Raw genomic sequence first — 19,443 nt, forward strand, 5'->3', positions numbered from 1 at the left:
TGCAAATATTTCTGTATCTCAAAGGACAGGCAATGCCAAAACGCACAGATATCCACACTATTTTACTCATTGGTTCGGGACCTATTGTCATTGGACAAGCATGTGAGTTTGATTATTCTGGCACACAAGCAGCCAAAGCACTCAAAAATCTTGGCTATCGCGTGGTGCTTATAAACTCCAATCCTGCAACAATTATGACCGATCCAAATCTTGCTGATCGCACCTATATCGAACCTATTACCGAAAAAGTGATTGCTAATATTATCAAACAAGAAAAAGTTGATGCTATTTTGCCTACTATGGGTGGGCAAACCGCACTAAATGTCGCAATGAGTATGTATGAAAAAGGCATGTTAGAGGGTGTAAAATTTCTAGGTGCAAATCCTAGCGCGATTAAAAAGGGTGAAGATAGACAGGCTTTTAAAGAAGCAATGCTAAAAATCGGTATGGATTTACCAAAATCTCGCTATGCCTACACTATAGAAGAAGCACTTGAAGCAGCCAAAGAAATAGGATTTCCACTTATCATTCGTGCAAGTTTCACGCTTGCTGGTGGCGGTAGTGGCGTAGCATATAATATTGATGAATTTAAAACGCTCGCGCAAAATGGCTTAGATACAAGCCCAATTAGCGAAATCTTAATTGAAGAATCGCTACTTGGTTGGAAAGAGTTTGAAATGGAAGTAATACGCGATAAAAGTGATAACTGCATTATCGTGTGTAGCATTGAAAATTTAGATCCTATGGGTGTGCATACAGGAGATTCTATCACGATCGCCCCTGCCCTTACGCTTACAGACAAAGAATATCAACGAATGCGTGATGCAAGTTTTAAAATCTTGCGAGAAATTGGTGTAGATACAGGTGGAAGCAATGTGCAATTTGCTATCAATCCAAAAACTGGTAGAATGACGGTTATTGAGATGAATCCACGCGTTTCTAGGAGCTCTGCTTTAGCCTCCAAAGCCACAGGCTATCCAATTGCAAAGGTTGCAACATTGCTTGCGGTAGGCTATACACTTGATGAGATCAAAAATGACATCACAGGCACACCTGCGAGTTTTGAACCTAGTATTGATTATATTGTGACAAAAATCCCACGCTTTGCCTTTGAAAAATTCCCACAAGCAGATTCAACACTCACCACCTCTATGAAATCCATTGGGGAAGTTATGGCAATTGGCGTGAGTTTCAAAGAATCCTTGCAAAAAGCCCTATGGAGCTTAGAGACAGGAATCTTTGGATTTAATCCAATTAGTAACGATTTAAGCGAGATCCAAAGGGAAGTTCGTCGCCCAAATGCTCATAGACTTTTGTATATTGCAGAGGCATTACGAAATGATATAAGCGTAGAAGAAATTCATCAATGGTGCAAAATCGATCCATATTTTTTACACCAAATTGCAGAAATTATTGCATTAGAGAAGCAAATCTCTTTTGAAGCCTTGCAAGATTCAGAGTTTTTACGACTCGCCAAGCAATATGGCTTTAGTGATAAAATGTTAGCATTCCTTATCAATAAAAACGAGGGTTTAGAATTACGAGAAGAAGATATATATGTGTTGCGACAAAAATTGCATGTGCAACTACAATACAATGAAGTAGATACTTGTGCGGCAGAGTTTAGCACCCAAACAGCATATTTATATGGCACAACACCTTTTAACACACAATCCTTTGTAGATATTCACACACAAGGCAATGCAGACAAACACACACAAAAAAAAGTCTTAATCATCGGTGGCGGACCAAACCGAATCGGTCAAGGCATTGAGTTCGATTATTGTTGTGTGCATGCAAGTTTTGCCCTCAAAGATATGGGCATACAAAGCATTATGTATAATTGCAATCCAGAGACGGTAAGCACAGACTATGACACGAGTGATGTCTTGTATTTTGAACCCATCACTTTTGAATGTGTGCGGAGTGTGATTGAAAAAGAAAAGCCCGATGGAGTGATTGTGCATTTTGGCGGACAAACACCACTCAAACTTGCCAAATCTCTAAACCTCATCGGTGCACATATCATTGGCACAAGTGCCAAAGTTATTGATACAGCCGAAGATAGGGAAAAGTTTGCTACATTTGTGGAAAAACATAATCTCTTGCAACCAAAAAATGGCATAGCACGCACTAAAGATGAAGCATATAATATTGCCAATACACTTGGATTCCCTGTGCTTGTCCGCCCAAGTTATGTGCTTGGTGGGCGCGCTATGCGTATTGTGGATAACGTAGAAGAATTACGCACCTATATGGAAGAAGCCGTCAAAGTGAGTGAAGATTCACCAGTGCTTATTGATAAATTCTTAGATTCTGCATTAGAACTTGATGTAGATTGCATTAGCGATGGATCTAGCGTATATATCGGTGGCATTATGCAACATATCGAAGAAGCAGGGATTCATAGTGGGGATAGCGCTAGTTGCCTACCACCATTTGGGCTTAGCGCTAGTATGCTACAAAACATAGAATCTACCACAGCCCAAATTGCGCTAAACCTCGGTGTAATAGGGCTTATGAATGTGCAGTATGCTATCTATAAAGATGAACTATATCTCATTGAGGTTAATCCTAGAGCCTCACGCACCGTGCCTTTTGTCTCCAAAGCCACAGGGATTCCATTAGCTAAAGTTGCTACAAGGGTAATGTGGCAAGGCAATCTACGAGAAGCGCTAGCATATTATGATAGCTTTGATAATGTCGATTACACAGATGAAATTCTTAAACACAAAACCCTAAAATGTGTGGCTATCAAAGAATCTATATTCCCATTTAATAAACTAAGTGGTGCGGATATGTCGCTAGGTCCTGAAATGAAAAGCACTGGTGAAGTAATGGGAATCTCTAAAGATGTAGGTGTGAGCTTTGCCAAATCACAAATTGCATGTAAAAACGCTATTCCAACAAAGGGCAAAGTCTTTATTTCACTAAGCCAACGAGATAAACAGGCTGGATGTGTATTTGCCAAAAAACTTCTTGCGCTAGGATTCCAACTCTGTGCGACAGGTGGCACGCATAAGGCATTTGCATCTGAAGGCATAGAATCTGAATTGGTGCTAAAAATTTCTGAAGGACGCCCAAATATCACGGATCTAATGACAAATAATGATATTGCTATGGCAATAAATACAAGTGATATGCAATCACACAAAGGCGATACAATCCTTATTCGTGCGCAGATTCTAAAAGACAATATCCCATATTTTACAACACTTAGTGCAGCAAATATGGCAGTCTTGGCTCTTGAAGCAATGGTAGATACAGATATTAATCAAGCCACTGCGCTACAAGACTTTCTGTAAATACAAGGAGAAATAATGCAAGATGTAGAAAACCAAAGTTTTGAGGAACTTGTGGAAAATGCCAAAAATATCATTGTGCGTTTGGGACAAAGCGATGTGAGTCTCAAAGAGGGTGTAGAGTTATATAAAAATGGTATGGCAACTCTCCAAAAGGCTCAAGAAATGCTAGAATCTGCCAAGCTAGAGTTTGAGGAGATTCAAAAGCAATCCTATGATGAAAATGCAACAAGATCATAAGCAATGATACAAGAAGCCATTATACAACTCTCACACAGAAAAGATCTTAGCTTTGAACAAGCCCAAGAAGTCATGCACGAGATTATGCGCGGTGAAGCAAGTGCAGTGCAAATGTCTGCATATCTCACTGCCCTAGCGCTCAAAGGTGAAAGTATCGAGGAAATCACTGCTTCAGCAAAAAGTATGCGTGCGTACTGCATAAAATTACTTCATAATATGGATGTGCTAGAAATTGTAGGCACAGGTGGTGATGGATCAAATTCTTTTAATATCTCCACAACTGCTGCACTTGTAGTTTCTAGCGCAGGTGTATCAGTCGCCAAACATGGCAATCGTGCAGCATCATCTAAAAGTGGTGCGGCGGACATGCTAGAGGCTTTGGGCGTGAATATTTCTCTTTCGCCTGAACAATCTCAAGCCCTTTTACATAAGATTCATATATGTTTTTTGTTTGCACAAAATTATCATATCTCAATGAAATATGTAGCGCCAATTCGCAAAGAACTAGGCATAAAGACAATTTTTAACGTTTTAGGACCATTATGTAATCCTGCTGGGGCGAATATGGAACTTATGGGTGTATATGATGAAAGCCTTGTAGAGCCATTAGCCAAAGTTATGTGTAACTTAGGGGTTAAGCGTGGTATGGTTGTATATGGCAAAGACAAACTTGATGAAATCTCAATGAGTGCGCCCACAAAAATATGTGAAGTCGATAATGGTAAATTCAGTATGTATGAAATAGATCCAAATGATGTGGGCTATACATACTGCGACAAAGAAGATTTAAAAGGTGGAGATGCACAAGAAAATGCACAAATCACCAGAGATATTCTCTATGGCATACAAAAAGGAGCAAAACGCCAAGCTGTGTGTTTTAATGCTGGAGCTGCGCTATACATAGCAAACAAAGCACAAAGCATAAAAGAAGGTGTAAGAATGGCGGAGAATCTCATTGATGAAGGCATGGCAAGCAAACAATTAGAATGCTTTATTGCAGAGAGCAACAGATGACTATCCTCGATACAATAACACAAGATACTAAAGATCGCATAGCACACAAAAAAGCACAACTATCATTAGAACATATACGCACACAAGCTTTGGCATTAGATAAGTGTTATGGGAGGTTTGAACAAGCCCTCTCCCACAAACGAATGAGCTTTATTTGTGAAGTCAAAAAAGCCTCGCCTTCGCAAGGTATCATCGCCAAAGACTTCGACCCTGTGCAAATTGCTATGACCTACCAAGAATCTGGAGCGGATTGTATCTCATGCTTAACCGAACCAAAACACTTTTTGGGTAATGATAAATATCTACAAGACATAGCAAAATGTGTGAATATCCCTATATTACGAAAAGATTTCATATTAGATTCGTATATGATTTATGAAGCCAAAGTGCTTGGTGCAAGTGCTATCCTTTTGATAGTAGCAATGCTCCAACCACAGCAAATCCAAGAATATTTAGACATAGCTCATACTCTAGGGCTCTGTGTGCTTACAGAAGTACATGATGAGGAGCAGCTACGCGTTGCATTAGATTCTAAAGCACGCATTATTGGGATTAATAATCGCGATTTGCGAGATTTTAGTGTTGATATTCACACAAGCACAAAACTTGCAAAGCTTGTGCCAAATGATGTTATACTTGTCAGTGAAAGTGGGATAAAAACTGCAGATGATATTTGTCTCTTAGAATCTTGTGGTTTTAATGCGGTGCTGATAGGACAAACACTTATGAGTACACAAGACAAAGGCGCTACACTCACAAAATTACGCACCAAGGATACACATCAGTGAAAATAAAAACTTGTGGGCTTTTTAGACAAGAAGATATTACTTTTGCCAACATACTACAACCTGATTTCATAGGTTTTGTTTTTGCTCCAAGCAAGAGAGAAATACGCATTTCTCAAGCCTATGAATATAAAAAACACCTTATAGATTCTATCCAAGTAGTGGGGGTTTTTGTTGATAGTCCAAAAGAGAGAATCCTTGAGATTATCCAAGAAGGATTAATCGACATCATACAACTTCACGGAAACGAGAGTGAGGAATACATAGCTGAACTTAAAGCATTGTGCAATGTACCTATTATCAAAGCAGTGCGTGTGCAAAATATACACGATATACACACCACCACACTTGCAGACCATATACTCTATGATAGTAGCAGTGGCGGCAGTGGCTTATGTTTTGATTGGAAATTCTTAGATGAGATACATAACACAAAACCATATTTTTTGGCAGGTGGTATTAATGCAAGTAATCTCGCACAAGCCATATCACACAAGCCTTATGCGATTGATGTTTCAAGTGGTATAGAATCGCAAGGAATAAAAGACTTTGAAAAAATGGCACACATCATACACACCATACGAGGAAACACCCATGAATAAAGCATATTTTGGAGAATTTGGAGGCACATTTGTGCCAGAGATACTTATGCAACCACTCTTTGAACTACAAGAAGCCTATACGCACTACAAACATGATACTACATTCCAGACACAACTAAAAACTTTATTGCAAGATTATGTCAATCGCCCATCGCCATTATATTTTGCTAAGGCAATGAGCGAGAATCTGGGTGGTGCAAAAATCTATCTTAAACGCGAGGATTTAAACCACACAGGCTCACACAAAATAAATAACGCACTAGGACAAGCCCTATTAGCAAAACAAATGGGAAAAACACGCCTTATCGCCGAAACAGGTGCGGGACAACATGGCGTAGCGACTGCAACTGCCGCAGCCCTTTTGGGTATGGAGTGTGAAATCTTTATGGGCAAAGAAGACACCATACGCCAGGCACTCAATGTCTATCGCATAAATCTCTTAGGTGCTAAAGTCAATGTAGTAGAAAGTGGCACCGCTACACTCAAAGACGCAGTGTCCGAAACACTCAAGGAATGGACGCGCAACATAGCCAACACGCATTATGTACTTGGTTCTGTCATGGGTCCCCACCCTTTTCCTACCATTGTGCGTGATTTTCAGGCAATCATTTCACAAGAGATTAGAGAACAAATCCTACATCTTGAGGGATGCCTACCAAATATGGTTATTGCTTGTGTAGGTGGTGGTTCTAATGCCATTGGAGCCTTTTATCATTTCCTAGAATATTCACATATAAAGCTTGTAGGGTGCGAGGGTGCAGGTGCAGGTATAACAACCCCAAAAAGCGCTGCAACACTTAGTGTGGGAAAAGTAGGCATTTTTCATGGTATGAAATCATATTTTTGTCAGGATCAATATGGACAAATCGCACCTGTAGAGTGTATATCTGCAGGACTTGATTATCCGGGCATTGGACCAGAGCACGCATTTTTACGAGATAGTAGTCGCGCTACATATGTCCCTATCACAGACATACAAGCAGTAGAAGCATTTGAATATCTTGCAAAAGTTGAGGGTATAATCCCAGCTATTGAAAGTGCACACGCATTAGCCTACGCAATACAAATTGCCCCCACCATGCCAAAAAACCATATCATAGTAGTGAATCTCTCTGGTAGAGGCGATAAGGATTGTGCGGCTATAGCACGATATAGAGGAGCAAAAATCTATGAATGATATTTTTACGCATAAAGCATTTATTCCATTTATTACTTGTGGTTATCCCAATCTAGACATAAGCGAAGAAATCATCTATACCCTTGCAGAAAATGGTGCAGATCTCATCGAACTTGGTATCCCATTTTCAGATCCAGTGGCGGAGGGAGCAGTCATACAAAAAGCAAGTGAAGAAGCACTTAAAAATGGCGTGAGCACAGATGCAATATTTGATATGGTAGCGCGCGTGCGTCGCAAATGCAATGTGCCATTAGCCTTTATGACATATGCTAATGTAGTGTTTTCCTATGGAAGTACAAAATTTATGCAAAAAGCCAATGCTCTAGACATACAAGCTCTTTTATTGCCTGATGTGCCATTTGAGGAAAAACAAGAATTTGAGGAAGTGTGCGATGCATTTAGCATTAATCTTATCTCTTTTGTTGCACCCACATCAGCCAAAAGACTTATACAAATCATACAAGAAGCCAAAGGATTTGTATATTGTGTGTCCTCATATGGCGTTACAGGTGTGCGTGAAAATATCAATAATGATGTTAAAGCCATGGTAGATTCTATAAAAAGTATTCGTGATATACCCGTAGCTGTAGGGTTTGGTATTTCTACGCCAGAACAAGCCAAAACGATTAGTCGCTATGCCGATGGCGTAGTCATAGGTAGCGCGATTGTAAAGCTCTGCGCACAACATGGCAAAGATGCTCCCAAGCACATAGGAGCATACGCCAAAAGTATCAAACAAGCAATGCAAGAAATATAAAGTTATCTAATGTCCCAAGTCTATAACTTCGGTTTTTTGCTCATAGATAATCTTTTTCTTATCCCATTCTCTAGTATTTTGTATCTTATTATTTGTAGCTTGAGGTTTAACAGAGGAAGGGTTTTGTTGTCTTGTTGATTGAGATTGCTGTGGTGTGGGTAAGTTTTTTGGCACAGCATAAGAAGACTGCAAAGCAGGATTATTGCTAACATCCTTAGATTCAAAGTCTTGATTTTTTTGGTAAATTGTCGTAGTGCTAGAACCTATGGTAGTTTTTGTCTCTGTGTAATCCGAATATATTTTAAGCCTTGAGGCATGCTCTTCATGTTTACTAAGCCATTTTTTTGGAATAGGCAATCGCTTCATCGTGCCATCATCAAGAGTTTCTAAAATCCCAAGTAGTGCTTTTGTTTGATGGTTAATAATCAATGTTTGATTAGGCTTAAGAAGTAATTCAAAATCTTTAAGGGAATATGAATCTATGATAAAATTATCACTCCACAGCACTCCGCACATCACACATACACAACACCATATCTTCTTCACGCCACACTCCATAATTATCATCACCTTGAATTATAACGATTTTCAGATAAAAAGCAAGTGTCGCTATGCTATAATGCGCACTCAAGTCATATGAAAGGAAAATTATGCAAACCATCTTTACACCAAACGCTCCTGAAGCTATAGGACCATATTCACAAGCTATCGTGCATAATGGACTTGTCTACACATCAGGTCAAATCGCACTCAATTCTCAAGGCATAATGAATGAGGGTGATATACAAGCGCAAACTACACAGGTATTTGAGAATCTAAGAGCAATTTTAGAACAAGCAGGAAGCTCACTCCAAAAGGTCATAAAAACAAGTGTATTTTTATCAGACATGGAAAGCTTTGGTGCAATGAACGCTATATATGCAACATACTTTGATGATCACAAACCTGCACGAAGTACAATAGCGGTAAAAACTCTACCAAAAAATGCTCTTGTAGAGATTGAATGTATAGCAACTATCTAACCTTGTTAGCATACTACAATATAATCTAGATTCTGACAATTGTTACTAAGTGGGTGCTTATACGCGTATTCTTGATTTCAGCCTTTTTTAAAGTCTCTCAAACTATAATACGCCTTTTATTTTTAGTCGGGGCGTAGCGCAGTCTGGTTAGCGCACTTGGTTTGGGACCAAGGGGTCGAAGGTTCGAATCCTTTCGCCCCGACCATTTTTTGTGCTTATGGTGGGTGTAGCTCAGTTGGTTAGAGCATCAGTTTGTGGCACTGAGGGTCGTGGGTTCGAGCCCCATCACCCACCCCATTCTCTCCAAATATTAATCATGTTTATTTGCGTTCGTAGCTCAATTGGATAGAGCATCAGACTTCGGATCTGAGGGTTGGGGGTTCGACTCCCTCCGAGCGTACCACCCTTAGAAAACATGATCCGACAATATAATATTCCTATACAAAACTAACGCAATGTTTTGTCTCATAAATACCAACACAATGGGTTTTATATGCAAACTAAAGTCTATTCTCCTCATATATGCATACCTTACTCCAACATAACCAAAAAATAACGATTATCTATATTCTTTGATAGCTTTTTATGCTCAAATGCTTTCATACAGAATCTACGATAAAGCGAACTACACTAAATATAGTTACATATGTAATACCCTAGCTTTTAAAAAATACTCCACGCACAAAAGTAATAACAGGGCTTTGATACTCTTACTTCTTTTATTTGTCGTGATGGTCTTTAGAGTTATAATTTAAAAATTAGAATCCTTATAAATCAAAAATAAATTCCGGCACGGAACATAATTGCGTATTGATTATATGCACTTGCTTTTTCATCACTAAGACTAAGCTTAAAGAAGAAATTTTTTCTATTAGCCTGTAGTGATACACCACCATAAAAACCATCTTTTTCAGCGTTAAAATGATTGCTAAATCGCAAATCAGGGGCTACACTAAAACTTAATTCTTCACTTTGTTTTCTATTAAATCTATGCCAATAAAAAGCATATAAAGAACCCGTAAGTTCATACTCATTTAACACCCACTTTTGTGAAGTTTCAACACCTACCCAAATTCTAGCAAAGTTATTATTTGTTGCTTTAAAATCTCTTGAAAAAACTCCGCCACTTTGGCTAAAACCATTTTGGTGAATGAAATTGTATTCAAACATCATAATTGGTGTCATAATGATATTTTGAGTGATACCAAAATTTTTATAAATACCAGTTTGAGCAGTCAGAAAATAGTTATCATATCTAGCATTTGTTGTGCTGTTTGGCAAATACCTTACGCTTTGCTTAAGGTCATTAAAACTTACACCACCACTGATTACCCAAAGCATACTAACTATGTCAAAATCACGCACATAGCTAAAACCTACTGATAGTATATTGGACTTTGTTTCCAAAATATCATTTGCTGTGTTGCTATGTCCAAGCCCTACAAAAGCACCAAATTTAGAGTTTTTATCAATCTCTTTTTTGGCTTGGATATCAAATAGCTGCAAAACTTGATTATATTCATCATGCTCCGTTTTTTGATATGTAAAACCACTATTTAATTTTGTTTTTATAAACGCATCATCTATATTTTGTAAGTGAGCATCTCCAAGTGCTGCTGTTGGTTTAAACACAGCACTTGAAGGATTTAAATCACCAATATTATCAGATGGATCAATTATAAATACTACATTTTTCACACTAAGTGTTTTTTGTATCCCATCAATAGAATTTAAGTTTTGTTTTTTAGGAGAAGCGGCTATACTTTCCATAGATTCTTGATACATAGCTGGACTCAGTTGCTCAATTGCAGCAAACGCAGCATCATACTCAGGCGAGTGATCGTTCATAAATATTTGTTTTAAAGCATTTGCAAGGTCGCTGTTTCCGCCATAAAACGCTGTTTGTTTCATAGAAGCGTTTAATATATTTTTATTTTGTTCATCTACTTTAAAATTTAAAATGTTTGTAGAACCAGCTCTTACTTCCTTAAAATCATCTAGCTTATCTTGTAATGCTTTTTCAAGGTTAATTGTGATTGTCTCACCAGCTTTTATTAGTTCATTTGCTTTTTGAAGTGGTATGTATTCCAAAATTCCACCTGATATTGCATAATTTGTAGCACTAAAATCAGTATTTGTGCCGTTTTTTAAAAATGCGATTTGAAGTTTTGCACTCTCTAACGACTGCGTGAAATTGCCTTGAATATTTAGCTTTTCACCACCTTTTATATCATCAATTTCATTATAAAAACCAGACATTATAGTGCCAGTATTCTCTACATTTCCAATTATTGTCCCATTACCTTTTAGAATTCCAGCGTTATTTACACCACCCTTAATTGTGGCACTTCCACCTTGTGCTAATTGTATGATACCATTATTTTTAGAGTATAGTTTTTGCTCTATCGTCCCACCAGAAAGCAAAACGATACCATTATTCATAGCAGTTACATCATTTGCTACATTTCCACTACTAGCTAAATTAAAAATTCCCCCATTTTGCGCAAATACTGAGCTATTTGTAAGGCTACCGGTTAGTTTTAGAATTCCACCACTTGCGATAGTATCGCCTAAATAACTATTTGTACCACTAAGCGTTAGCGTCCCAGCACCTGTTTTCTCTAAGCCGATTTTTGCGATATTTTTTAGCTCTTTTGGTGCGTTATACGCATTTTCATTATGCCACTCAGGCTTCCATTCCACTTGTGAAACATCATTGCTAAATTCGCCGTTTTGTCCTTTTGTATTTATAGTGTAAAACGCTTGTTTATCGCCACTTGGCGCAGTTTTTATATCACTATCTAAAAGCCTATTTACATCAAGCTTAGCAAGACCTTTTAAAGCCTTTTCTGCATCTAGAATTCCTTGACCGATAAGCTCATCTTTTGTCATATAAGTAGCCGTGCCGTTCATAAGGTGAGATACTACAACCTTTGCCTCTTCTTCTGTTAATTGTAACTCTGTTTTTAAATCTTGTATTAAATCATTATTATTTTTTTCATTTGCTTTTATGTCTTGTGTATAAATAATATCGTAATAATAATGTTTTTGCCAGTTATCTTGCTCAGCTGTCCATTGTTGGTCACTTTGTTTTACAATTATTTTTGGTAATTGGTCATCAGCGATATTTGAATTTGCTGTGCTTAAAATAATATCAGCCAAAAGCCTACCATCAGCAAAAGGATATTTTTCAGCCACCAGAGCAGCCACACCGCTTACAAAAGGCGCTGCTTGACTTGTGCCAGAAAAAGCACAAAATTCATCATTTTCTATACATTTTACTGAATACTGAGAATACGGGGATACGCCTTTTTCAAAATAGGCATTTGCCGAAAGTATTTCATAACCTGGCGCTAAAATACTATAAGCTTGTGCTCCTTTAAAAGAGTTTGAAAAATCAGTAAAAGCACTTCTTATATATACATCATTATTGCCATACTTACTTTTTTTAACACTTTTGTCTATTGTAAAATAATCATTTGTTTTAGTAAAATAGCCTTGGTCTATTGCACCTACATTTATCCATGCCTGTAAGCTTTCATCATAAGAGCGAATACTGGCATTTATCGTAGGTGCACGCTGACCTTCATTGCCTGAGCTATGAATTTGTAGAATTCCGGATTTAGCAAGCTCCATTGTAGCCTTTAAATCAATCTCTCCATTTGCCACTTTAAACACTTCATTTGTATTTGATGGAAAATCAACATAAGAATATGCAAAAGAGATTTGATTATCTATTTTTTTACCAGCATTTGGATAATAAGTAAGCCCCCAACTATTATTTACAATTCTTACATTATTACTTTTAAAAAAAAATATTACTTCATCATAATCAACTTGATTTGGACTATCTGGGTTTAGATTTGAAATCCCAAATAATGCAGCTTTTGAAGCTATACCATATATATCCGCATTTGAACTACTTAAATGTATAAAATTCCCTAACGCAATACCTGCTACATGAGTTCCATGCATAGCAGCAAGTGATTTACTTGGAACTTCACTAATATAATTTGGCCCCCTAGTATCTCCAACTTTCCCTAAAAAACTTGGATGAGTTAAAATAAAAGCAGAATCAATAAAACCTATTGCTACGCCAGTTCCTTTTTGGGCTATTTTGCTATAATCATAATTTATTGTGTTATAGCTTTTTTCTATATGTTCTCGTATTGTTTCATCAGCTCCTTGCCCTAGCGTCATCATCGCAAAAAATAAAACAAGTGCTCTTTTCACTAAAATTCCCTGTTATCATCAAAGTAAAATGTTTTTATAACATAAAAATAATTTTTTACAAAAATTCGAGAACTTCATTATATTAAGCGCAAGTAAATAAATCCTACGACAAGTGTGCTTAACTATCTACTCTCATAAGTCGTTATATCTATATCTTATAGTCTTGCCAATTTGTAAGCTTTGTTATATTTCTTACTTCATAGCGATCTCTATGGATCAAGCTACAAACACACTTCTTTTGAGAGAGTGTGAATCTGTGAGACTACTAGCATTGCCCTTATTCTGTTTCTCATTTAACCTTTTTCCTTGATCGCCTATAAGAAATAAGTCTTTTTCTGTATAAATCATAAAAATGTGAATGTTATTTTTTAAAGTAAAAACTTTTGCTGACTACCTAAGTTAGTGCTGTTCTTTTAAGGTTTTTATAGTATAATCCTGCCTCTGTATTTTGGTATGCTTCTTTGGTAACCACTATCAGATATGCGCTCATAGCTCAGCTGGATAGAGCAACGGCCTTCTAAGCCGTAGGTCAGAGGTTCGAATCCTCTTGGGCGTACCACTCTCATATGATACGTACTTCTTACTAAGGTGTATTTTGAATATCTTTAAAGACAAAGCTTTTAGCAACCCGATTGATACTATATGCATCTTTGATACAAGCAATCTCAAAAAAGCCTTGCTAAAAATTGAATCTTATGCAAAAAAATATTATCTCCTTGGGTATCTTAGATACGATCTTAAAGATGTTGTATTGGACAAAGACATCTCTTCTCATAAACCACTACTCTATTTTGAAGTCTATGAAACATATTCGATGTATAGCCCTCCCAAAAATCCGCTAATACAGAATATAGAGGTTACTCCTAAGCTTTCGTATGAGGAATATTGTGCTGCAATCTCGTATATCAAAAATGAGATAGCCAAAGGCAATACCTATCAAGTGAATTACACAATACATTTTGATGTCCGATACAATGGTGCGGATCTTGGGTTGTTTGAGTATTTATTGCAAATGCAAGCCACGCCATATAGTGCTTTTATCACAAATAAATATGAGAGTATCGCGTCATTTTCGCCAGAATTATTTTTTGAAAGAAAAGATAATATCATTATTACAAAACCTATGAAAGGGACAATTGCTAGAGGTGTGAATCCACAAGATGATTTGCAAAAGATTCAGTTTTTGCAACACGATCCAAAAAATATGGCTGAAAATGTGATGATAGTCGATCTTTTGAGAAACGATTTGAGTAAAATCGCACACAAAGTAGAGACAACAAAACTCTTTTGTGTAGAAACACACAAAACACTTCATCAAATGACTTCAGAGATTCAGGCTCATCTCATGCCACATACTACTTTGTTTGATATATTTTGTGCTTTATTCCCCTGTGGATCGGTCACTGGAGCACCAAAACTTAGCACAATGCGCATCATAGATGAAATAGAAACGCATAATAGAGGCGTGTATTGTGGTGCTATCGGATATATGTCTCCAAATGAAATGGTATTTAGTGTCCCTATTAGAATCTTGCAAAAAGATCACAAAGATAATCAATGGTGTTATAAAAGTGGTGGTGGGATAACTTGGGATTCCAATCCTTTTGATGAGTGGCAGGAAGTTTTGCTAAAGGCAAAATTTTTAACCCTAGAGTATCAACTCATAGAAACTATGAGAGTGCTAAATGGTGAGATTTTGTATCTACAAGAGCATTTAGAGAGATTGCGAAATTCTGCATCACACTTGGGTTTTGCACACAAAGAAATTACTTTTCCCAAAATAGAAAATGGCATTATAAGAGTGCTTTTGTATAAAGATGGTAGTTATAAGATTGATATACATGATTTTAGAGAACATCAAAGCAACAAGGTTTGTATTGCACAACATGCAGTGCATTCTCAAGAAACATTCTTATACCACAAAACAACTATTCGCCCTTGGTATAACGCCACCAAGACAAAAATTGAGCACAATGAACTTTATGATGAAATATTCCTTAATGAACGCAATGAAATTACAGAGGGATCTCGAAGCAATGTCGTGATTCAAAAAAATGGAATACTATACACGCCACCATTACATAGCGGAGTGCTAAATGGAATCTTGCGTAGCGTATTGATCGCAAACAAACAATGCCTTGAACAAACACTTTACGTGCAAGATCTCTTAGAAGCGGATAAGATTTTTTGTATCAATTCTGTTCGTGGTATGGTAGAGGTAAAGCTTGAAATACAATAACCATTCTCCTATCCTCATAGATAACTATGATTCATTTACATACAATATAGTCCATTGCTTAAGAGATCTTGGTTGCATACCACTTGTGTTTAAAAATGATAAGATAGATATATGCTCACTATCAAGTATGAATTTTCATCACATTATACTTTCTCCTGGACCTAGCAATCCAAAAAATGCCGGAATATCCTTGCAGGTCATAGAATCTTTTTACAAAACTAAAAATATTCTTGGAATCTGCTTGGGACATCAGTGTATTGGGCATTACTTTGGTGCCAATGTGCAACAAGCCAAAATACCTATGCACGGAAAAGTTAGTCGTATTAGATTCAATCCTCATAGCAAAATCTATGCAAATATGAAGCAAGAATTTTTGGCAACTAGATACCATTCACTCATAGTCGATGATGTTATTACGCCATTGCGTGTTAATGCTGTGAGTGAAGATGGGGTTATAATGGGAATTGAGCATGATACATACAATGTCTTTGGGGTGCAATTCCACCCAGAATCTATACTAAGCGAGTTTGGTAGTCAATTATTATACAACTTTCTTTATGGTCTTTAGAATCTTGTATGGTCATACTTATTGTATGAGAATCCCATACAATAATTTAGATGATATACTCACAATCCATTTTTGTAAATTTGTCCAAAAATTGCTTGGCTCTTTGTGTTTGGGGTTTGGTAAAAAACTCTTGGGGTGTTGTGTTTTCCAAAATTTCTCCATCGGTCATAAATAAGATTCTATCTGCTATTTTTCTTGCAAAATTTAATTCATGGGTTACCAAAACCATTGTTTTATCTTTGATCATTTTTATGACATGTAACACTTCATCGACAAGTTCTGGATCAAGTGCAGAAGTCGGCTCATCAAAAAGCATAACCTTGGGATTAAACGCCAAAGCTCTAGCTATACCTATGCGTTGCTGTTGTCCTCCGCTTAACATACTTGGATAATGATTTGCCTTGTCTTTTAGTCCAACCATTTCTAAATATGTATATGCAATATCTTGAGCTTCTTTTTTGTTATATTTATGCACCGTAATGAGAGATTGGGTGATATTTTGTAGTGCGGTTTTGTTGGCAAAAAGATTATAATTTTGAAAAACCATTCCCGTGCTTTTGCGAATCTGCATTAGTTCTCGCTTTTTTGGCTTGGAAGAAAAATCAATTTCTACGCCATCTACATTCATAGTCCCACTATTGCCATACTCAAGGAGATTCATACATCGCAAAAGTGTGCTTTTACCAGATCCACTTGGACCCAAAATAACATAGGTTTTATTTTTTTGCATGTGTAGTGCAATATCTTTTAAAACCTTGTGATTATGAAAGCTTTTAGATAAGTGTTGTATTGTTATCATGCTTTTCCCACAATCTTTTTATAAGAATGAAGTTTTTTCTCAAATATCATAAATCCTTTTTCTAACGCAATGCTAATAACCCAATAAATGAGTGCTGCCATAATATAGACTTCTAAAAATTTAGAGCTTCTATCGGCTTCTAATGTCGCTATGCCCATTATTTCTGGAACAGAGGCAGCGAAAACAAGTGAGGTTTCTTTGATAAGCATGATGAAAAAATTTAAAATATTTGGCAGGGCAACAAGCATACTTTGTGGCAAAATGATAATGAGTAAAGCTTGTGTAGTATTCATACCTACACTATAAGCAGCCTCTAGCTGACCTTTGTCAATGCTTAGAATTGCGCTTCTAAAAATCTCACTCAAATAAGCTGAGCAATATAAAGAATACACAAGATACATAAAATATATAGCATCAATACCTGAAATATCAATGTTAAAGCCATATGTATAATTCAAATATCTAAATACTAATGGTATCCCATAATATGCCAAAAAAATCTGCACCAAAACAGGAATGCCCCTAAAAAAGGAAATATATATGGTAGCAAGTTGAAATACAATAGGGATTTTATAAATCCTTACTAAGCTTAAGACCAATCCCAATAAGGCACCAACACAAAACCCAACAATGGCAATGGCTAGAGAGATTGGGACACCTTTAAACAAAATAGGAAGAGCACTAAAGGCATAGCTGAAGTCAAAAAGTTGCATTATTTACTTTGATCTACCCCAAAGTATTTCATAGAAAGTTCGCTTAATTTGCCTGATTCTTTGGCTTTAAGAATTGCTGTATCTATCTTTTTAATCAATGCTTTTGAAAAATCTTCTTTTCTAAAAACCAAATATACAGGGCTTTGTGAAATGCGTTCATCAAGCACTTTTAGGCTTAGATTCTGTTCTTTGATAATATCAGCAATGGAGGCAGGATCATTGAGATGCACATCAATTCTTTTATTCACTAAATCTTGTAGTAGTGGGATTAAATCCTTATAATAGCGTATCTCTAGGATATTACCATTTTTAGCATTCCAATCTTGAAGTATTTTTGTGTGTGCTGAACCTACAACACAACCAGCAACCTTACCTGCTAAATCTACTACACTTTTGATAGCCTCATCATCAGATCTTGCCACAAATTGCGAAGTGCTCACAAAATAGCTTTGTGTTGTAAAAAGATATTTCTCTTCCCTCTCTTGCGTTTTTATGATCTGATTGGCTAACAGATCAAATCTCCCAGAATCTAACCCCAAAAATAAAGCATTCCAAGGTGCATGTTTATGCATAAAGTTCAAGGTTGGATCGATATCTTGCAAGATTCTAAGAACATCAACATCATAACCCATCATCTCTCCATCTTTGCCTACATAGGAAAATGGTTTATATGCACCTTCACTGCCCACCTTGATACTTGTATTATTTGAATCAGAACAAGCACTAAAAATAATCAACGAAAATAACACAAAAAACAATTTTATAAACTTCATAGTAATCCTTGTATGTATTCTTTGGAGGGTTTTTGATTTTACAATAAGCCACTAACACGCATTTTGCTTTTTGTAAATATTCGCGGGATTATAATATGAAAACAATAAAGAAAACATAAGTCAACCTTATGGGATTCTAAATTTTAAAGAATAAAAAAATCAAAAAACTTGTATTTTTTGTACAAAAAGTGTTATCTTAACAACACGCTTTTTATTTATAATTATGCCCAACTCAACTCATAGAAAATCTCTCAAATCTTTATGAGTTGAGAATCTATACACAAAGGATAATATATGATAACAAAATCGCTTAAAAGCTTTGTGCTTACAGGGATTGTTTCAAGTGGGCTTGCTATGAGTGCAAATGCGACACAACCTCAACATATCGATGGATTCTCACATCCAGAAAGCGTTTTTGTAAACAAAGATGAAGTATATGTGAGCAACATCGGTGAAAAACTTGAGCCAACGGCAAAAGATAATAATGGCTTTATCTCTAAGCTTGATAAAAATAGCAATGTTATAGAGCTTACATGGATCACAAATCTTAATGCCCCAAAAGGTATGAATGTGATTAATGACACATTGTATGTCGTGGATATTGATACACTAAAAGGCTTTGACATCAAAAGCAAAAAAGAAGTGCTAAATCTTCCTGTAGATGGTGCGGTGTTTTTAAATGATATCGTAGTGCTTGATAACAATACACTTCTAGTAAGCGACACTGGCACAGGTATCATTCATCAATTTAATCTTGCCAAAAAACAATACCAAACTTTTGCTAAGCTAGATTCTCAATATGCCAGACCAAATGGACTTTTACTTGATCCTAAGAAAAAAGCTCTTATTGTAGTAGGGTATGATCCAGCAGGCAAACAAAAAGGAAGTGTTGTAAGCATTGATCTTAAAAGCAAAAAAGTACGCGCAATCACAGAACCACTAGGTGCGCTTGATGGCGTTGCGGTAGCTAAAAATGGTGATTTACTTGTGAGTGATTGGGGCACAGATCTACAAGGCGTTATTTATCGCATAGATTCTAAAGGGCAAGTAAGCACCATTGCAATAGAATCTATGGGCGGACCTGCAGATATGTATAGCGATGGAGTAAGCCTTTGGATACCAAGAATGATAGACAAAAAAGTAAGTAAAATCGATGTACCATAACCCCTATAACAACTAGCGGAAAACTTCCGCTAGTAATAATGCGCATTTGTGTGTA

At 36.6% G+C, this 19,443-nt stretch carries 17 protein-coding genes and 4 tRNA genes; 15 read left to right on the forward strand and 6 right to left on the reverse strand.

Going from position 1 to position 19,443, the window contains the following annotated elements:
- Positions 1-32: 32 nt before the first annotated feature.
- From carB to trpA, 7 genes are read left to right on the forward strand one after another with little or no spacing between them, the layout of a single operon-like run.
- A complete protein-coding gene (gene carB / locus C6H22_RS07020) occupies positions 33-3,305 on the forward strand; it encodes a carbamoyl-phosphate synthase large subunit (protein ID WP_104694596.1) in 3,273 nt (1,090 codons plus the stop codon).
- 15 nt (positions 3,306-3,320) lie between these two features.
- Positions 3,321-3,542: an exodeoxyribonuclease VII small subunit gene (gene xseB / locus C6H22_RS07025; RefSeq protein WP_104694597.1), complete on the forward strand. Its 222-nt coding sequence runs from the start codon at positions 3,321-3,323 to the stop codon at positions 3,540-3,542.
- A gap of 3 nt (positions 3,543-3,545) precedes the next feature.
- Positions 3,546-4,556: an anthranilate phosphoribosyltransferase gene (trpD, locus tag C6H22_RS07030; RefSeq protein ID WP_104694598.1), complete on the forward strand. Its 1,011-nt coding sequence runs from the start codon at positions 3,546-3,548 to the stop codon at positions 4,554-4,556.
- Positions 4,553-5,344 (forward strand): indole-3-glycerol phosphate synthase TrpC, encoded by a 792-nt coding sequence (gene trpC / locus C6H22_RS07035; protein ID WP_104694599.1) that lies wholly within the window; start codon positions 4,553-4,555, stop codon positions 5,342-5,344. The genes trpD and trpC overlap by 4 nt, the downstream gene beginning before the upstream one ends.
- Complete coding sequence (locus C6H22_RS07040; RefSeq protein ID WP_104694600.1) at positions 5,341-5,943, forward strand: phosphoribosylanthranilate isomerase; 603 nt, start codon at positions 5,341-5,343, stop codon at positions 5,941-5,943. Before trpC ends, C6H22_RS07040 begins: the two co-directional genes overlap by 4 nt.
- A complete protein-coding gene (trpB, locus tag C6H22_RS07045; RefSeq protein WP_104694601.1) occupies positions 5,936-7,120 on the forward strand; it encodes a tryptophan synthase subunit beta in 1,185 nt (394 codons plus the stop codon). The genes C6H22_RS07040 and trpB overlap by 8 nt, the downstream gene beginning before the upstream one ends.
- Positions 7,113-7,877, forward strand: a complete 765-nt coding sequence (gene trpA / locus C6H22_RS07050) for a tryptophan synthase subunit alpha (RefSeq protein ID WP_104694602.1) — start codon at positions 7,113-7,115, stop codon at positions 7,875-7,877. Before trpB ends, trpA begins: the two co-directional genes overlap by 8 nt.
- Positions 7,878-7,883: 6 nt before the next feature.
- Here trpA and C6H22_RS07055 read toward each other — a convergent pair whose 3' ends face one another.
- Positions 7,884-8,423, reverse strand: a complete 540-nt coding sequence (locus C6H22_RS07055) for a hypothetical protein (protein ID WP_158654661.1) — start codon at positions 8,421-8,423, stop codon at positions 7,884-7,886.
- Complete coding sequence (locus C6H22_RS08685; RefSeq protein ID WP_158654662.1) at positions 8,371-8,538, reverse strand: hypothetical protein; 168 nt, start codon at positions 8,536-8,538, stop codon at positions 8,371-8,373. The genes C6H22_RS07055 and C6H22_RS08685 overlap by 53 nt, the downstream gene beginning before the upstream one ends.
- Between C6H22_RS08685 and C6H22_RS07060 the strand changes: the two genes are divergently transcribed.
- The 4 genes from C6H22_RS07060 (at position 8,528) to C6H22_RS07075 (ending at position 9,302) form a co-directional block, all read left to right on the forward strand.
- Complete coding sequence (locus C6H22_RS07060) at positions 8,528-8,899, forward strand: RidA family protein (protein ID WP_104694604.1); 372 nt, start codon at positions 8,528-8,530, stop codon at positions 8,897-8,899. The two genes, C6H22_RS08685 and C6H22_RS07060, sit on opposite strands and share 11 nt — an antisense overlap.
- A 127-nt stretch (positions 8,900-9,026) precedes the next feature.
- Positions 9,027-9,104, forward strand: a tRNA-Pro gene (locus C6H22_RS07065).
- 15 nt (positions 9,105-9,119) lie between these two features.
- Positions 9,120-9,196 (forward strand) — tRNA-His (locus tag C6H22_RS07070).
- 29 nt (positions 9,197-9,225) lie between these two features.
- Positions 9,226-9,302: transfer RNA gene (locus tag C6H22_RS07075), tRNA-Arg, on the forward strand.
- 371 nt (positions 9,303-9,673) lie between these two features.
- Here the strand turns inward: C6H22_RS07075 and C6H22_RS07080 are convergent.
- Positions 9,674-13,132: a S8 family serine peptidase gene (locus C6H22_RS07080; RefSeq protein WP_104694605.1), complete on the reverse strand. Its 3,459-nt coding sequence runs from the start codon at positions 13,130-13,132 to the stop codon at positions 9,674-9,676.
- Between the two features lie 482 nt (positions 13,133-13,614).
- Between C6H22_RS07080 and C6H22_RS07085 the strand changes: the two genes are divergently transcribed.
- The 3 genes from C6H22_RS07085 (at position 13,615) to C6H22_RS07095 (ending at position 15,939) form a co-directional block, all read left to right on the forward strand.
- Positions 13,615-13,691: transfer RNA gene (locus tag C6H22_RS07085), tRNA-Arg, on the forward strand.
- Positions 13,692-13,727: 36 nt separating this feature from the next.
- Positions 13,728-15,371 (forward strand): chorismate-binding protein, encoded by a 1,644-nt coding sequence (locus tag C6H22_RS07090; RefSeq protein WP_104694606.1) that lies wholly within the window; start codon positions 13,728-13,730, stop codon positions 15,369-15,371.
- Positions 15,358-15,939: an anthranilate synthase component II gene (locus tag C6H22_RS07095; protein WP_233707080.1), complete on the forward strand. Its 582-nt coding sequence runs from the start codon at positions 15,358-15,360 to the stop codon at positions 15,937-15,939. The genes C6H22_RS07090 and C6H22_RS07095 overlap by 14 nt, the downstream gene beginning before the upstream one ends.
- 46 nt (positions 15,940-15,985) lie before the next feature.
- On the opposite strand, the gene C6H22_RS07100 is transcribed toward C6H22_RS07095, so the two are convergent.
- Genes C6H22_RS07100 through C6H22_RS07110 form a run of 3 tightly spaced genes read right to left on the reverse strand, consistent with a single transcriptional unit; the run spans position 15,986 to position 18,224 of the window.
- Positions 15,986-16,738, reverse strand: coding sequence for an amino acid ABC transporter ATP-binding protein (locus C6H22_RS07100; protein WP_104694607.1), 753 nt, complete (start codon positions 16,736-16,738; stop codon positions 15,986-15,988).
- Positions 16,735-17,451 (reverse strand): amino acid ABC transporter permease, encoded by a 717-nt coding sequence (locus tag C6H22_RS07105; protein WP_104694608.1) that lies wholly within the window; start codon positions 17,449-17,451, stop codon positions 16,735-16,737. The genes C6H22_RS07100 and C6H22_RS07105 overlap by 4 nt, the downstream gene beginning before the upstream one ends.
- Complete coding sequence (locus C6H22_RS07110) at positions 17,451-18,224, reverse strand: transporter substrate-binding domain-containing protein (RefSeq protein ID WP_104694609.1); 774 nt, start codon at positions 18,222-18,224, stop codon at positions 17,451-17,453. Before C6H22_RS07110 ends, C6H22_RS07105 begins: the two co-directional genes overlap by 1 nt.
- Positions 18,225-18,518: 294 nt before the next feature.
- Between C6H22_RS07110 and C6H22_RS07115 the strand changes: the two genes are divergently transcribed.
- On the forward strand, positions 18,519-19,388 hold the full coding sequence (locus tag C6H22_RS07115; protein ID WP_104694610.1) for an NHL repeat-containing protein: 870 nt from the start codon (positions 18,519-18,521) through the stop codon (positions 19,386-19,388).
- Positions 19,389-19,443: the final 55 nt, after the last annotated feature.

The sequence above is a fragment of the Helicobacter equorum genome (assembly GCF_900198655.1).
GTDB lineage: Bacteria > Campylobacterota > Campylobacteria > Campylobacterales > Helicobacteraceae > Helicobacter_F > Helicobacter_F equorum.

Bases quoted from the DNA above. Each gene is read 5' to 3' on its own strand.
- carB (WP_104694596.1), top strand. From the start codon at position 33: ATGCCAAAACGCACAGATATCCACACTATTTTACTCATTGGTTCGGGA.
- xseB (WP_104694597.1), top strand. From the start codon at position 3,321: ATGCAAGATGTAGAAAACCAAAGTTTTGAGGAACTTGTGGAAAATGCC.
- trpD (WP_104694598.1), top strand. From the start codon at position 3,546: ATGATACAAGAAGCCATTATACAACTCTCACACAGAAAAGATCTTAGC.
- trpC (WP_104694599.1), top strand. From the start codon at position 4,553: ATGACTATCCTCGATACAATAACACAAGATACTAAAGATCGCATAGCA.
- trpB (WP_104694601.1), top strand. From the start codon at position 5,936: ATGAATAAAGCATATTTTGGAGAATTTGGAGGCACATTTGTGCCAGAG.
- trpA (WP_104694602.1), top strand. From the start codon at position 7,113: ATGAATGATATTTTTACGCATAAAGCATTTATTCCATTTATTACTTGT.
- C6H22_RS07060 (WP_104694604.1), top strand. From the start codon at position 8,528: ATGCAAACCATCTTTACACCAAACGCTCCTGAAGCTATAGGACCATAT.
- C6H22_RS08685 (WP_158654662.1), bottom strand. From the start codon at position 8,538: ATGGTTTGCATAATTTTCCTTTCATATGACTTGAGTGCGCATTATAGC.
- C6H22_RS07100 (WP_104694607.1), bottom strand. From the start codon at position 16,738: ATGATAACAATACAACACTTATCTAAAAGCTTTCATAATCACAAGGTT.
- C6H22_RS07105 (WP_104694608.1), bottom strand. From the start codon at position 17,451: ATGCAACTTTTTGACTTCAGCTATGCCTTTAGTGCTCTTCCTATTTTG.
- C6H22_RS07110 (WP_104694609.1), bottom strand. From the start codon at position 18,224: ATGAAGTTTATAAAATTGTTTTTTGTGTTATTTTCGTTGATTATTTTT.
- C6H22_RS07115 (WP_104694610.1), top strand. From the start codon at position 18,519: ATGATAACAAAATCGCTTAAAAGCTTTGTGCTTACAGGGATTGTTTCA.